Here is a 14,566-nt window from a genome sequence, read left to right as displayed (position 1 = left end):
ATGCGACAACCTGACGCCATTCGTGTTGCCAATGCGCTGCGACGCTCGCTTAAGGCACGTCGCAAAGCTTGCGACGAGTGGCGCACAGCCCCGGGGCGCGACGTGCTGCACGGCCGCATCGACAAAGTGACTCCGAACGCCCTGCGCGCGCGTTTGCGGGGCGCATCGTTGGGCGAGCAATGTCGCATTGTGTCGCCCGCCATCGACGCCGAGGTCATCGCGGTGGAAGGGCCGCACGTCTGGCTGTCTCCCTATGCCGAACCCAGAGGCGTTGCGAACGGTGCGTTGGTCTATGCGCTCGGTACGCCATCGCAAGTGGCGGTTGGTGAGCAGTTGAGAGGGCAGGTGCTCGACGGTTTGGGCCGCAGCCTCGACGCGGAAATGTTGCCATCGAGTGCTCACGGCATCGTTTGGCGTGCCCTGGAAGCCTCGCCGCCATCGGCGATGACCCGCGCGCTGGTGAATGCGCCACTGCCGCTCGGCATTCGCGCCATCGATGGCCTGTTGACGTGCGGCAGAGGGCAGCGGCTTGGCATTTTTGCGGCCGCTGGGGGCGGCAAAAGCACGTTGCTTTCGATGATGTGTCAGGGCACGCAGGCGGACGTGATCGTGCTCGCGTTGATTGGCGAGCGGGGCAGAGAAGTGCGTGAGTTTCTCGAGCATGCGCTCACACCCGAGGCCAGAGCGCGAACGGTCTGTGTCGTGGCGACGTCGGATCGCCCGGCACTGGAGCGCATGAAGGCCGCCTACACCGCGACGGCCATCGCGGAGGCATTCCGGGATCAAGGCCAGGACGTGTTGCTGCTGATGGACTCGCTCACCCGTTTCGGCCGTGCGGTGCGAGATATCGGCATGGCGGCGGGCGAGCCGCTCGGCGCCACCAGCGGTCTGCCGCCGAGTTTCTACGCGCGTTTGCCGCGATTGCTCGAACGGGCCGGCACGGGCGAGCGTGGCAGCATCACGGCGTTCTACACGGTGCTGGTCGAGGGCGATAACCTCGATGAACCGCTGGCCGACGAAGTCCGCTCGATTCTCGACGGACATATCGTTCTCTCCCGCCGTCTTGCGCAAGAAAACCACTACCCCGCCATCGATATCGCAGCGAGCCTGTCGCGCGTGATGGGCAACGTGACCGATGCGCGACACGTCGCCTCTGCCGCGCGCGTGCGCCGGGCGATGGCGCTTGCCGCCGACGTCGAATTGCTCGTGCGCGTTGGCGAATATCAAGCCGGGCAAGACCCAGAGACGGACGACGCACTCGCGCGGGCTGCCGCCATCAAGGCGTTCTTGTGCCAGCCGCATGGCGAATTCTCATCGTTCGACGAGACACAAGCATGGCTCGCCCGTCTCGCGAGCTGAAAGGGATCGCACAGATTGCCGCTTTGGCGGCACTTGCGCGTCGTCGGGAGGCCAGTCTGCGGGCTGCCGTGACAAAGGCCATGCAAGCGCTCGATGCGGCTCGGGCAACTGAAGAGACCCGCCGCCGTACCTGCGAGGCGCAGCGACGCCGTTGGCACGAGGCACTGGCGCGCGGCGGCGTGTATGGTCAACGCGCGCTCGGTGCGGCAAGCCAATGCGTCGAAGCAGAGCGCGCCAAACTGGTCGACGCCGTGTCGGCGCAAGACGCCGCCGCTGCGCACACCGCCCAGTCTCAGTCGGATCTGCAAGTGCAGCGGGCATTGCTGCAAGAGAACGCGCGCAAGCAGGAGAAGCTTCGCGAATTGCTCGCGTCACTGCAGGCGTCACCCAGGGCGTGAAGCATGACGTTGAGGCCATGCGCCCCCGACCACCTAACGCCCCCGAATTCCGTTCGCAACCAAGAGGACATCACGATGAGCATCATCCGCCGCAATGGCATGTCAGCAGAGGCATTCGCCAATATGGGAGCTGGTTCGTCGGTACCGCATCGCAGCCCTTGCGAGGGCGGCGGCAAGCGACGGCAAATGGACGATGACGACGAGCCTGAGTTCACGCTCAACGTCGAGACAACACCGCGTGTCACGGGGCCGGGCGATGTGCTTCGCTGGCTCCGAGTGTGGCACGCGCGTCAGGAGCAAGCGTGGGATGGCGGGAGCGTTTTGCGCCTGTGTGTGCACGGCGGTGTGCTCGACGAGATGGTGGTGGAGGCGAGGCGCGGCTTGCACGGCGTGACGATCAGCCTGATATCTCCGCGTTTGACGTTGTACCGTCGCTTGCTGACGCAACGTGGCCGCCTTGAGCGGGCCATGACGTGGCGGCTCGGTTTGCCGGTGACAGTCGAAGTCGAGGCACGCTATGCGCCCTGATATGCGCACGCCAGACGCGGCGGTCAGCCATCCACTCGGCAATTCGCTAGGCGGCGCCGACAGCGTTCGCTTCGATCAAGGCGACTTACAGGTGCAGGTCGGCTGGCTGCGTGTGGGAGGCGACGGTCTGGTCGTGACCGCGCGCGTGGATCGAGGCCCGGTCGGCGAACTGCGCTTCTGGTGCGATACACAGCAGTGGTGCGATTGGCTGGCGCCCTGGCTGCCCGTCCCGTCGTTCGACGTGTTGCCGCAGGCGTGGCATGAGATCGCGATGTCGCTGACGTTCGCGGATGGGCGCGACGTTGAAGACGATGACGATGATGAAGGCGGCGCACTCGCGCTTGCGGATTCGTGGCCGAGCGCGACTCAATTGACTCGCGGGACTGCGACGGTTGATTGGCGCATCGGCATCGTCTTGCAGCGAGAGGGCAAGCGGCTCGCATTGGCATGGCTAACGCGAGAGGACGCGCAAGAGAAAGCAAGCGCGTGGCTTCGCGAACGGTGTGCGCGCGCAGCCCCTTGTGCACAACCGCTCGATCCTGCGGGCGTGCCGCAGCGTCACGGCTTGCTGGTCGCGGGGTGGACGGATATATCGGGCGAACAATGGGGCGCGCTCGGCGGTGGCGACGCTGTGATGCTCGACAAGTGGGCCGACGTCGCGAGCGGCGCGTATTGGGTCATCGACGGCGATTACGCGTTGGCCTATCCGGGCAATGGGCCGTCGACGCGTGGGGCGGTCGCCCGCCCGGAGGTGCTCCGACTCGACGGCCCCTGTGAAGCATCGGAAGGACTTGCTACTGCACGCGTGTTCGCGGTGCTGACCACACGGCCGTTTCCGGTGCCCATGCTCGACGCCTGGCGAGCTGGCCAGTTGCCGGACACGTTCGCGCGCGGCGCGTCTCGCGGGGGAACGTCATCGTGCACCGAGCCCGCGCTGCACATGACGCATGTCACGCTGTGGCGCAATGACATCCCGTGCGGCGCGGGCCGCCTTCTGCGCTTCGACGACGGCCGGCTGGCCGTCTGTCTCGATGGCGAAGACGATAAATCCATCACAGGACACGACAACCCCCAAAGGCTGACCAATTCGGGTGGCGACCCGATGGGCGTGCACCCGTTGACCCCCTAAGATCGCGGCACTTCAACGCCGCACACACGTGCCGGCCTCGGATGCTCAACGGAGTTCGTATGTCCCTGCTCGACCACCCGGTGCAGCTCGTGGTGTTGCTCTCGCTACTCTCGATCTTGCCGTTGCTGGTCGTCCTCGGGACGGCGTTTCTGAAACTCGCTGTCGTGTTCGCGCTGTTGCGCAACGCGCTCGGCACGCAGCAAATTCCCCCCAACATCGCCATCTACGGTCTTTCGCTCGTGCTCACCTGTTTCATCATGGCGCCCGTCGTTTTCGATATCGAAGCGAATCTTGCGAAACGGCCCGTCGCGCTGTCGTCTCCTACCGCAGTGGCCGATGCAGATGCCAGCATTCTGGTGCCGTATCGCGCTTTCCTCACCCGTCATACCGACCCACGTCAACGCGAGTTCTTCGCGGGCATTGCCACCGATACGTGGCCCGAAAAGCACCGCGCACGCATCGGCCCAGATTCGCTGCTCGTGCTGATGCCTGCCTTCACCCTGAGCCAGCTCGCAGAGGCCTTCAAGATCGGGCTGCTGCTTTACCTGCCCTTTGTCGTCATCGATCTGGTGATCTCCAACATCCTGCTCGCGATGGGGATGATGATGGTCTCGCCCATGACCATTGCGCTGCCGTTCAAGCTGCTGGTGTTCGTGATGATGAACGGCTGGGAGCAACTGGTGCGTCAGTTGCTGCTTTCGTACGCGTGATCCGGCATGAGCGAAGCGATCGTCGTCAAGTTCACGAGCGAGATGCTCTGGCTCACGTTGCTGCTGTCCTTACCCACGGTCATCGTGGCGTCGGCGGTCGGCGTGTTTGTGTCGCTCGTACAAGCGCTTACGCAGGTGCAGGACCAGACGGTACAGTTCCTCATCAAGCTGCTCGCCGTGTCGATCACGCTGGTGGCGACCTATGGCTGGATGGGCAACGTGCTGCTCAACTATGCGGGCAGCGCGTTCGAGCAAATCAGCCGAATGCAATGAGCGGAGCCTGCGCCCTATGTCGTCGATCATGACCACGCTCGCCCCGGCGTTCGGGGCCGCGGGCGATACGGCCTTCACGAGACTCTGGGGAGATCTGTACGGCTGGCTACTGGCGTGGGCGGTGGCGATGCTGCGCCCGTTCGGTATCGCGATGCTGTTGCCGGTGTTCTCACAAGGCATGCTCGGCGCGGGGATGTTGCGCAATGCGCTCGTGTTGGCGCTCGCGCTCCCCGTCGTGCCGATGGTGCACGCAGGGCCAGCGATCGCACCTCAGTGGGGCGCGTGGGCCATGCTGATCCTCGGCGAATTGAGCGTCGGGCTGCTGCTGGGGTTTGCCGCGGCGCTGCCGTTCTGGGCGGTCGATATGACCGGGTACGTGATCGACACCATTCGCGGTGCGTCGATGGCGAGTGTGCTCAATCCGCTCATGGGCGCGCAATCGTCGATCTTCGGCATCGCGCTCACGCAAATGCTGTGCGTGCTGTTCTTCATCACTCCGGCGGCACACGCCGTGCTCAGTGCGCTGTACGACTCGTATGCCGCGTTGCCGGTCGGTGCGGCATGGCGTTGGCAGGACGCCGGGGTGCCCTGGTTGCTTACGCTATGGCAAGCGATGCAAACGATGTGCGTCGCCGTCGCGCTGCCCGCCATGGTGGTGATGGTGCTCGTCGATATGGCGATGGGGTTCATCAATCGCGCTGCGCAGCAACTCAACGTGTTCTTTCTCGCGATGCCGGTCAAGAGTGCGATGGCCTTGCTGGTCACGCTGGCGAGCCTGCCGTTTGCTATCGCGGTGCCGTTGGGCCACTGGTACCGGTTGCCCGAGGTATTCCGGGCGTGGGTCGTCGCGGCGCTCGGGAGTTCGTGAACACCGATGAGCGAGAAGAACCAACCGCCCACACCGAAGAAGATTCAGGACGAGCGCAAGAAGGGACGCGTCGCGAAGAGCGCCGACCTGGCCGTCTGCGCCCAGCTCGGCATCGTGTTGGCGTGGCTCGTATTCGAAGGGCCAGCGCTTTACGTGGCTTGTGTGGGGCTGGTGCAGCGCATGCTGCTGGTGCTGGGCGATCCCGTGGGCGAGGCGGTGCGTGGCCTGCTCGTGCCGTCTCTGATGCTGCTCATGCGCTTTTGCGGCGGGCTGGCCGTCGTGTTGATCGTATGCACGTGGCTGGTCATGGTGCTGCAAATCGGCGCGCTGGTAGCGCCCGAGGCGATCACGCCGAAGTACGAGCGGATTGATCCGGTGGCCAAAGCCAAGCAATTGTTCTCGCTTCAGTCGCTCTTCGAGTTCATGAAATCGCTGCTCAAGGTCGGCGTGCTGGGGACGGTGTTCTTCTACTTGATCCGGCAATACACGCCGTCGCTTGCCGTGCTGCCGCAGTGCGGTGCGGACTGTGGTTTTACGCTGACCGCGCGAATGCTGTTCTGGCTGATGTCGGCACTCGTCATTGCCTATGTGGTGTTTGGCGCGCTCGACTTCGCGTTTCAGAAATACAACCTGAACAAGCAACTGATGATGTCGCACGACGAAATCAAGCGCGAGTACAAGGAAGTCGACGGTAATCCGGAGATTAAGCACAAGCGCCGCGAGTTTCATCGCGAAACGATTGAGAGCGGCAGTCTCGCCAATAACGTGAAGCGCTCGACAGTGGTCGTGCGTAACCCGACGCGGCTCGCCGTTTGCTTGCGCTATGTCGCGGGGGAGACGCCGGTACCTTGCGTCATCGAGAAGGGACGTAACGAGCGCGCTCGCACCATCGTTGCACTGGCCGAGCGCGAGGGTGTGCCGGTCGTCGAGCACATACCGGTGGCGAGGCGATTGATGGCAGACGTCGAGATCGACGCGCCCATTCCGGTAGATCTTTTCGATGTAGTGGCGTCGATTCTGCGTCTGGCGCTTGATTTGCCTTACGAAGCGCAAGGAGGCGGCGAACCGGATGCTGCTGGCGCACGGACGGGTGAGGCGCAGCGTCCTGACGGGAACGGGCGGCCATGAGGATTCCGATTCTCGGCGTGCTTTTTGCGCTTGCGCTCGTGTGCGCGCCCACGGTTGCGGCGAGGGTGCCGGCGGGCATTGCACTGCCGTTGCATCCGCGCATGACCGATGCCGGTGTCGAAGTGCCTGAGCGGAAAGCGGTGCCGAGGGTGTCGCCTGGCTTATCACCGGTGTCGTTGCCGGAACTCGCGGTGGACGCAACGCAGACGCGAACCGAGACGGCGGCGGAAAACCGCGATGCGCTAGCGTCCACACCCGCGCGGTCATTGCCTTTCGACACGCTCGTTCAAACGACCGCCCGCGACCTGTCGCTCGATGCGGCGCTGCTGCACGCGATCGTCAGCGTGGAGTCGGGCTACGACGCGCTGGCCGTCTCGCCAAAGGGCGCCATCGGATTGATGCAGGTTCGGCCGCAGACCGGCGCACGGTTTGGGTTTCGGCGTTTGGAAGATCCCGCGGAGAACCTGCGTGCTGGCGCGACCTACCTGCAATGGTTGCTCACTCGCTTTGACGGCGATCTGTCGCTGGCGCTTGCAGCGTATAACGCGGGAGAGGGGGCGGTGCTGCGCTACGGGCGGCAAATTCCGCCGTTCCGTGAAACGCAGGATTACGTGCGCAAAGTGATGGCGGGTTATGCGCGCCTGGCCGACGGGCCGAAGAAGGCGGTGGCGCCCGCTGCTGCGGTGGCGTCGCCTGTTGGTACTGCTGCCGTGACTCAAGTCCGTAGTGCGGACTCACGCGATCAAAGCGACAGGCAGGCGTGGCGGATATTACGAGGGCTGGGTGCCTTGATGACCCGCAGCCCGTCGAAACGTGGTGCGGCCGCCGCGGGCCGCGACCAACCGGCGGTCGTCATGCCGACGAGGTAGGCTCGCCGGTAGTCATGACTCGCCGCAGACTCCCGATCAGACGGCCGGTACGGTGTCGGCGACGGACGGGCGAGCGGACATGCGCTCGAAATGACGAGCGAGATTGGGGTGCGTGGTCCGCCAATCGATGTCTGCAAAACGGAAGTCGAGATAGCCCAGCGCGCAGACGACGGCCACATCGGCGAGCGTCAGGCGGTTGCTCGCGCACCATTGACGCTCATCCAGCCCTTGCGACATGGCACGCAGCGCCTCGTCGATCTTGCTGCGTTGACGGTCGATGAGGGCCTGCGAGCGCGCCGCTTCGTCGTGGAACATCATTTCCACGCGAATCTGCACGGCGGCATCGGTCACACCGTCGGCCAGCGCTTCCCAAACGCGCACCTCGGCGCGTTCGCGGCCCAAGGGGGGCAGCAGCTTGCCCACCGGCGACAGGGTGTCGAGATATTCGCAGATCACCCGCGAGTCGAAAACGGCTTCGCCGTCCTCCATCACCAGGCAGGGCACCTTGGCGAGCGGGTTGGACTGCTGGATGCGGCTGTCGTCGGCCCACACGTTCTCGAGTTCGAGCTTGTAGTCGAGCTTCTTTTCCGCAAGCACGATGCGGACCTTTCGAACGTAAGGGCTGGCGAGGGCACCAATCAACTTCATGTGAATCCTTGATAAATCGCAATAGCGCCGCAGAGTATAACGTGCGGCCCGGGGCATCGCGTAACGCCCCGGAGGGGCCGCTTGGCGTGTACGCGACGCGGCTCGGGCGCCGATTGGGCGTGAAAGTGGCCGTCGATGGTAAAATATCGGCCTTTCCGAGTTGGCGTTTTCGCTTTGCCAGGTTTTGCCGGTATCGCGCGGTGTTCCGGGCCCCCCGATAGGGACGGCCGGCCTCGTGCGAGCGCTGCGGCAGACCTCGCCGGCTCCCCGGTTTTCTTTTTCGGTGCCCAGTGCCATGTCCGACGAATTCTCCCCCTTGACCGCGCTTTCCCCGCTCGACGGCCGCTATGCCAGCAAGACCGACGCCCTGCGTCCGTGGCTGTCCGAAGCCGCTTTCATGCGCCATCGCGTGACGGTCGAAATCCACTGGCTGATCGCGTTGTCGAAGGCCGGCTTCGCCGAGATCGCGCCGTTCTCGGCCGACGCAGAGAAATTCCTTCTGGATCTGGCGACTAACTTCTCGAATGCCGATGCCCAACGCATCAAAGACATCGAGAAGGTCACCAACCACGACGTGAAAGCCGTCGAGTACTGGCTCAAAGAGAAGGTGCAGGGTCAGGCCGAACTCGAGAAAGCCAGCGAGTTCATCCACTTCGCCTGCACGTCGGAAGACATCAACAACACCTCGCACGGCCTGATGATCAAGGGCGCGCGCGACAAGGTGATCGTGCCTGCGCTCGAATCGCTGGTGGCCAAGCTGAGCGAACTGGCCCGCGAACACGCCTCGCAGCCGATGCTCTCGCGCACCCACGGTCAGCCGGCGTCGCCGACCACGCTGGGCAAGGAACTGGCCAACGTGGCCGTGCGTCTGGCTCGCGCACTCGAGCGCGTACGCCGCGTCGAGCTGCTCGCCAAGATGAACGGTGCCGTGGGCAACTACAACGCGCACCTGTCGGCCTACCCGGAATACGACTGGGAGACGTTCTCGAAGACCGTCATCGAACAGCGTCTGGGCCTGACGTTCAACCCATACACGATCCAGATCGAACCGCACGACTACATGGCCGAGCTGTTCGACGCCGTGGCCCGTGCCAACACGATCCTGCTCGACTTGAACCGCGACGTCTGGGGCTACATCTCGGTTGGCTACTTCAAGCAGAAGACGAAGGCCGGTGAAATCGGTTCGTCGACCATGCCGCACAAGGTCAACCCGATCGACTTCGAAAACTCGGAAGGCAATCTGGGTCTGGCCAACGCCGTGCTGCGCCATCTGGCCGACAAGCTGCCGGTCTCGCGCTGGCAGCGTGACCTGACCGACTCGACCGTGCTGCGCAACATCGGCGTGGCGTTCGGCTACAGCCTGCTCGCGTACGACTCGTGCCTGCGCGGTCTGGGCAAGCTCGAAGTCAACCCGCAGCGTCTGGACGAAGACCTCGACAACACGTGGGAAGTGCTGGCCGAGCCGGTGCAAACCGTGATGCGCCGCTTCGGTGTGCCGAACCCGTACGAGCAACTCAAGGAACTCACGCGCGGCAAGGGCATTACCCGCGAAGCGCTGCAAACGTTCATCAAGCAACTGGCAATTCCGGAAGACGCAAAGGCGCGTCTGCTGGAAATGACGCCGGCGAACTACATCGGGATTGCCGAGTCGCTCGCCAAGCGCGTCTGACGCTTGCGTTGTTGTTGCATAAGAAAAGGGCCGCTGATGCGGCCCTTTTTGCATGTCATACGGGGTGCTGAATAGCTTGTGTATCATAGCCGGACAATTCATAAGGAGAATCCCCGCAAATGAAGCTCGCCCTTGCACTCGCTACCCTCGCCGCAGCGCTGGTCCCGGCACTTTCGCACGCGCAATTCGCCAAGCCCGACGACGCGGTGGAGTACCGCCAGTCGGCCCTGTTCCTGCTCGGTAACCACTTCGGCCGCATCGGTGCGGTCGTCAAGGGCGACGCGCCGTTCAACAAGGACGACGTGGCCAAGAACGCCGAACTCGTCGCCACGCTCTCGAAGCTGCCGTGGCCCGCGTTCGAAGGCGGTCAGACCACCGCTAAGAGCAAGGCCAAGCCGGAAGTCTTCACCGACAAGGTGAAGTTCCAGCAAGCGCAAGAGAAGATGGAAACGGCCGTGGCGCAACTCAACACGGTGGCCAAGGGCGGCGATCTGGCATCGATCAAGAAGGCCTTCGGCGACGCCGCACAGACCTGCAAGAGCTGCCACGACAACTTCCGCGCGAAGTAAGTCGCTTCATCGCGCTGGTGAGGGCGGTTTCCTAATCGAACGCCCTCAACGAAAAAGACCGGTCCCCATCAAGGGCACCGGTCTTTTTTTGTCTTGCGAGGACGCGCGTTCGAAGCGCGTCCGACATCAGTACGACGGCAGCGAGGCCACGGCTGGCGTGAGATGCACGATCCGATACACCACGGCCGAAGCCAACACGATCAGTACCAGCGCACCGGCACGCACGCGCCAGTCGTCGCGCGCGGGCGGGGTGGGTGTCGCCAGCGGCTTGTCGCCCACGATCATCGGGGTGATCAGGTCCTTCTTGCGGCGCACGCGATAGTAGACGATCGCCACCACGTGCAACACCACCAGACCGACGAGCACCCACTGATTGCGCTGATGCCAGCCAGTCAGCCAGTCGCTCAAATCCTTATCGATGAATTTGACGAGCGGGCCGTCGTTGAAGATGTCGTCGTTCGAGAAGAGGCCGAGCACCGCCTGAATGCCGAAGAACAGCAGCATGGCGATCACCGAGAGCCCGCCCAGCGGCGTATGGCCCGCGAAGCGCGCATCGGTGGTCGTGGGGGTGCGGAGCGACTGGAAGAACGTGCGCGGACCGGTCATGAAGTCGCCAAAGCGCGCGTAACGCGGCCCCACCAGCCCCCACACCAAGCGGAACATCAGCAGCGCGAGAATCGCGTAGCCGCACCAGAAGTGATAGATCATCGCGTTGCCGCCCGTCTTCGCGGTGACATAGGCGGTGAGCGCCAGCACGACGAACGACCAGTGGAATAAACGGGTGGGCAGGTCCCAGATGCGGATCGGCTTCATGGCAGGGATAGGCGTGTTGGGTGAGGAAAAAAACCGCCAGACATGCCGGCGGTTTTTTCACTGACTGCTAATGCTTCGCGCGTCGGTTAGACACGTGCACCGAAGTTCGGGTCGTTGCGATCGACACCGTCTTCTTCGTCCTTGCCGCTGTGCTTGATGAGGTCTTCGCGCTTCACGCCGAACCACATCGCCAACGCAGCTGCCACGAACACCGACGAGTAGATACCGAACAGAATACCCACGGTCAGTGCCAGTGCGAAGTAGTGCAGCGTCTGGCCGCCGAAGAAGAACATCGAAAGCACCATCATTTCCGTGCTGGCGTGGGTGATGATCGTACGCGACATGGTCGTCGTAATCGCGTGGTCGATCACCTCCTGCACGGTGGCCTTGCGCATCTTGCGGAAGGTTTCGCGAATCCGGTCGAAGATAACGACCGACTCGTTCACCGAGTAGCCCAGCACTGCAAGCACCCCCGCGAGCACCGCCAGCGAGAACTCCCACTGGAAGTAGGCGAAGAAGCCCAGAATGATCACCACGTCGTGCAAGTTGGCGATCACACCGGCCACTGCGAATTTCCATTCGAAGCGGAACGACAGGTAAATGATGATGCCGACCACCACGAAGGTGAGCGCCAGCAACCCGTCGGTGAAGAGCTCGTGGCCGATCTGCGGGCCGACGAATTCCACACGGCGCAGTTGCACATCAGGCGCGTCGGCCTTCAGCGCACCCATCACGGCGTCGCTTTGCTGCGCGCTGGTGACTTGCTTGCCGTCCGGGCCGTTCTGAATCGGCAGACGGATCATCACGTCGCGCGAGGTGCCGAAGCTCTGCACCTGCACGTCGCGATAGCCCAGCTTGCCGACTTCGCCGCGAATCTTCTCGAGATCGGCCGCCTGCGTGTAGGCCACTTCCATGACCGTCCCGCCGGTGAACTCGATCGACATGTGAAGACCGCGTGTCGCCAAGAAGAACACCGCCGCCACGAAGGTGAGCGCCGAGATGATGTTGAAGATCAGGGCGTGCCGCATGAACGGCACGTCTTTTTTGATGCGGAAAAATTCCATGACTGTTTCCTCTCGCGCCTGCGGTTATTGCTCGCCTGCGTCGGGTGCGTTCTTCGCACCGTCCGGGCGCCAGACTTGACCGATCGCCAGCGACTTGAGCTTGCGACGGCCGCCGTACCACAGGTTGACCAGGCCGCGCGAGAAGAACACGGCAGAGAACATCGAGGTCAGGATACCCAGGCAGTGCACCACAGCAAACGCGCGCACCGGGCCCGAACCGAAGGCCAGCAGCGCCAGACCGGCGATCAGCGTGGTCACGTTCGAGTCCAGAATCGTGGCCCAAGCATGTTCGAAGCCCAGCGAGATGGCCTTTTGCGCCGAAGCGCCGGCCCGCAGTTCTTCACGAATACGCTCGTTGATCAGCACGTTCGCGTCGATGGCCATACCGAGCGTGAGCGCGATAGCGGCGATACCCGGCAGCGTCAACGTGGCTTGCATCAGCGAGAGCATGGCCACGAGCAGCAACAGGTTGAACAGCAGCGCGATCACCGAGAACACGCCGAACAGCATGTAGTACATCATCATGAACAGGGCGATGGCGATCAGGCCGTACATCACCGAATCCACACCCTTTTGCACGTTGTCGGCACCGAGGCTCGGGCCGATCGTGCGTTCTTCGATGATTTCCATCGGCGCCGCCAGCGAACCGGCGCGCAGCAGCAGCGCCAGATCGTTAGCACCCTGTGCCGAGCCCATGCCGGTGATCTGGAAGCTCTGACCCAGTTCGCTGCGGATGTTGGCCACCGTCAGCACTTCGCCCTTGCCCTTTTCGAACAGCACGATCGCCATCGGCTTGCCGATGTTGTCGCGCGAGACGTCGCGCAGCACACGCCCGCCCGCGGCGTCGAGCTTGATGTTCACGGAGGGCTGCTGATGATCGTCGAAGCCCGCGGCGGCGCTCGTGATGCGATCGCCGCTGAAGATCACCGAACGCTTGAGCAGCACCGGGGCGCCATTGCCGTGCAGGAACAGTTCGTCCTGCGGCGGCACCGGCGTGTCGGCCGACACGATGCGCGGTGCGTCCGGATCCGCCAGACGGGCTTCGAGCGTGGCGGTACGGCCGATGATGTCCTTCGCCTTGGCCGTGTCTTGCACGCCCGGCAACTGAACGACGATGCGGTCCGGGCCTTCTTGCTGAATCACCGGTTCGGCCACGCCGAGTTCGTTCACGCGGTTATGCAGCGTGACGATGTTCTGCTTGACGGCGTTGTCCTGCACTGCGCGGCGTGCCGCTTCGGTGAAGGCACCCACCACCTTGAACGTGCCGTTCGGGCCGGCTTGCGTGGTGTAGGTCAGGTCAGGCAGACCATCGGAGAGCACGCCACGGGCACGGTCGGCATCGGCCTGATCCGTGAAGGCGACTTCGATGCCGCTATCCGTGCGCGTCACACCGTTGTGGCGGATGTTCTTGTCGCGCAGCAGGGAGCGGGCGTCGGCCGCCGAAGCGTCGAGGCGCTTCGTGATGGCACCGGCCATGTCGACTTGCAACAGGAAGTGCACACCGCCGCGCAGGTCGAGACCGAGGTACATCGGCAGCGCGTGAATCTTGGTCAGCCAGGTCGGCGAGGCCGAGAGCAGGTTGAGCGCGACGACGTAGGTCGGATCGGTCGGGTCGGTGTTCAGCGACGACTGGAGAAGGTCTTTGGCACGAAGCTGCGTGTCGGTATCGGAGAAGCGAATACGCACGCTCGGGTTGCTACCCGTGCTGTCGAACACGGCACCTTGATAGGTGATGTTCTGTGCCTTGAGCGCGTCTTCAGCGCGCGAGAGCGTCGAGGGATCGACCTTGACGGTCGCCTTGACGCTGGAAATCTGTACCGCCGGTGTTTCACCGAACAGGTTCGGCAGCGTGTAGAGCACCCCGATGGCAAGCGCCACCAGAATGATGATGTATTTCCAGAGAGGATAGCGATTCATAGCGGCGGGCTAGGGTGATGCCTCGTGGCAAACCGTGCTTCAGACCAGGCGCATGGCGGCACCTGTTGCCCCAAGGGCAGAGGTGCCGCCAAACGCTGCGGCCGCCAGATACGGCGGCCGCGTGCGGTTGCGCGAAGGATCAGAGCGCCTTGATGGTGCCCTTCGGCAGCAGGGTCGTGATCGCGCCCTTCTGCACGTTGATCTCGACGTTCTCGGCGATCTCAACGGTCACGAAGGTTTCACCGACCTTCGAGATACGGCCGGCGAGGCCACCCGAGGTCACGACTTCGTCGCCCTTGGCGAGCGCGGCCAGCATGTTGCGGGTTTCTTTCTGACGCTTCATCTGCGGACGGATCATGATGAAGTACAACACCACGAACATCAGCACGAGCGGCAGGAAGCTCATCAGGTTGCTGGTCGGGCTAGCGGCGCCAGCCGTCTGAGCGAAGGCTTCGGAAATCAGCACGTTCGGTTCTCCTTATGTGTAAGACGTGTAAAAGCCGCGTGTGGCCAGTTGCCCAGTCACGCGCGGCATGTGTTTCGGTGCGAGGATGCAGGATCCAAGCCCGGCATTTTACCACCGCCCGACCCCGTTCCTCCGGGGATTCGGTGCCTGAGTTTCAG

At 63.5% G+C, this 14,566-nt stretch carries 16 protein-coding genes; 11 read left to right on the top strand and 5 right to left on the bottom strand.

Features of this window, described 5'->3' with window-relative positions; translation table 11 throughout:
* From ACPWR9_RS00345 to ACPWR9_RS00305, 9 genes are all read left to right on the top strand, one after another.
* Nucleotides 1-1,359 (top strand): FliI/YscN family ATPase, encoded by a 1,359-nt coding sequence (locus ACPWR9_RS00345; protein WP_426312209.1) that lies wholly within the window; start codon nucleotides 1-3, stop codon nucleotides 1,357-1,359.
* Nucleotides 1,335-1,757: a hypothetical protein gene (locus ACPWR9_RS00340; protein WP_426312206.1), complete on the top strand. Its 423-nt coding sequence runs from the start codon at nucleotides 1,335-1,337 to the stop codon at nucleotides 1,755-1,757. Before ACPWR9_RS00345 ends, ACPWR9_RS00340 begins: the two co-directional genes overlap by 25 nt.
* Nucleotides 1,758-1,832: 75 nt before the next feature.
* Nucleotides 1,833-2,285, top strand: a complete 453-nt coding sequence (locus ACPWR9_RS00335) for a hypothetical protein (RefSeq protein WP_426312204.1) — start codon at nucleotides 1,833-1,835, stop codon at nucleotides 2,283-2,285.
* The gene (locus ACPWR9_RS00330) at nucleotides 2,275-3,414 is read left to right on the top strand and encodes a hypothetical protein (RefSeq protein WP_426312201.1); all 1,140 of its coding nucleotides are present in this window, start codon (nucleotides 2,275-2,277) and stop codon (nucleotides 3,412-3,414) included. The genes ACPWR9_RS00335 and ACPWR9_RS00330 overlap by 11 nt, the downstream gene beginning before the upstream one ends.
* 59 nt (nucleotides 3,415-3,473) lie before the next feature.
* Nucleotides 3,474-4,124 (top strand): type III secretion system export apparatus subunit SctR, encoded by a 651-nt coding sequence (sctR, locus tag ACPWR9_RS00325; RefSeq protein WP_426312199.1) that lies wholly within the window; start codon nucleotides 3,474-3,476, stop codon nucleotides 4,122-4,124.
* Nucleotides 4,125-4,130: 6 nt separating this feature from the next.
* Nucleotides 4,131-4,397: a type III secretion system export apparatus subunit SctS gene (sctS, locus tag ACPWR9_RS00320; RefSeq protein WP_426312197.1), complete on the top strand. Its 267-nt coding sequence runs from the start codon at nucleotides 4,131-4,133 to the stop codon at nucleotides 4,395-4,397.
* 16 nt (nucleotides 4,398-4,413) lie between these two features.
* On the top strand, nucleotides 4,414-5,265 hold the full coding sequence (gene sctT / locus ACPWR9_RS00315) for a type III secretion system export apparatus subunit SctT (RefSeq protein ID WP_426312195.1): 852 nt from the start codon (nucleotides 4,414-4,416) through the stop codon (nucleotides 5,263-5,265).
* A 6-nt stretch (nucleotides 5,266-5,271) separates the two neighbouring features.
* Nucleotides 5,272-6,393, top strand: coding sequence for an EscU/YscU/HrcU family type III secretion system export apparatus switch protein (locus ACPWR9_RS00310; protein WP_426312194.1), 1,122 nt, complete (start codon nucleotides 5,272-5,274; stop codon nucleotides 6,391-6,393).
* Nucleotides 6,390-7,262 (top strand): lytic transglycosylase domain-containing protein, encoded by an 873-nt coding sequence (locus ACPWR9_RS00305; protein ID WP_426312192.1) that lies wholly within the window; start codon nucleotides 6,390-6,392, stop codon nucleotides 7,260-7,262. Before ACPWR9_RS00310 ends, ACPWR9_RS00305 begins: the two co-directional genes overlap by 4 nt.
* Before the next feature lie 36 nt (nucleotides 7,263-7,298).
* Here ACPWR9_RS00305 and ACPWR9_RS00300 read toward each other — a convergent pair whose 3' ends face one another.
* Complete coding sequence (locus tag ACPWR9_RS00300) at nucleotides 7,299-7,910, bottom strand: glutathione S-transferase family protein (RefSeq protein ID WP_426312190.1); 612 nt, start codon at nucleotides 7,908-7,910, stop codon at nucleotides 7,299-7,301.
* A gap of 295 nt (nucleotides 7,911-8,205) precedes the next feature.
* On the opposite strand from ACPWR9_RS00300, the gene purB reads away from it, so the two are divergent.
* Both purB and ACPWR9_RS00290 read left to right on the top strand, forming a co-directional pair.
* Complete coding sequence (gene purB / locus ACPWR9_RS00295) at nucleotides 8,206-9,579, top strand: adenylosuccinate lyase (RefSeq protein WP_426312188.1); 1,374 nt, start codon at nucleotides 8,206-8,208, stop codon at nucleotides 9,577-9,579.
* 119 nt (nucleotides 9,580-9,698) lie between these two features.
* Nucleotides 9,699-10,148 (top strand): c-type cytochrome, encoded by a 450-nt coding sequence (locus ACPWR9_RS00290; RefSeq protein WP_087689238.1) that lies wholly within the window; start codon nucleotides 9,699-9,701, stop codon nucleotides 10,146-10,148.
* 126 nt (nucleotides 10,149-10,274) lie between these two features.
* Here the strand turns inward: ACPWR9_RS00290 and ACPWR9_RS00285 are convergent, their stop codons facing one another.
* The 4 genes from ACPWR9_RS00285 to yajC all read right to left on the bottom strand — a co-directional run bounded on the left by ACPWR9_RS00285 (nucleotide 10,275) and on the right by yajC (nucleotide 14,348).
* Nucleotides 10,275-10,961 carry a cytochrome b/b6 domain-containing protein gene (locus ACPWR9_RS00285; protein ID WP_426312186.1) on the bottom strand — a complete coding sequence of 229 codons (687 nt, stop codon included), beginning with the start codon at nucleotides 10,959-10,961 and terminating at the stop codon, nucleotides 10,275-10,277.
* Nucleotides 10,962-11,047: 86 nt separating this feature from the next.
* Entirely contained in the window at nucleotides 11,048-12,025 is a 978-nt protein-coding gene (gene secF, locus ACPWR9_RS00280; protein ID WP_426312183.1) for a protein translocase subunit SecF, read from the bottom strand.
* A gap of 24 nt (nucleotides 12,026-12,049) precedes the next feature.
* Nucleotides 12,050-13,942, bottom strand: a complete 1,893-nt coding sequence (gene secD / locus ACPWR9_RS00275) for a protein translocase subunit SecD (protein ID WP_426312181.1) — start codon at nucleotides 13,940-13,942, stop codon at nucleotides 12,050-12,052.
* A gap of 139 nt (nucleotides 13,943-14,081) precedes the next feature.
* Entirely contained in the window at nucleotides 14,082-14,348 is a 267-nt protein-coding gene (gene yajC / locus ACPWR9_RS00270) for a preprotein translocase subunit YajC (RefSeq protein ID WP_233179920.1), read from the bottom strand.
* Nucleotides 14,349-14,566: the final 218 nt, after the last annotated feature.

This window comes from Pandoraea pneumonica, assembly GCF_049918595.1.
Lineage (GTDB): Bacteria > Pseudomonadota > Gammaproteobacteria > Burkholderiales > Burkholderiaceae > Pandoraea > Pandoraea pneumonica_A.
Note: the sequence above shows the minus strand (reverse complement) of the source record. Positions and strands in the feature narration are given on the sequence as shown.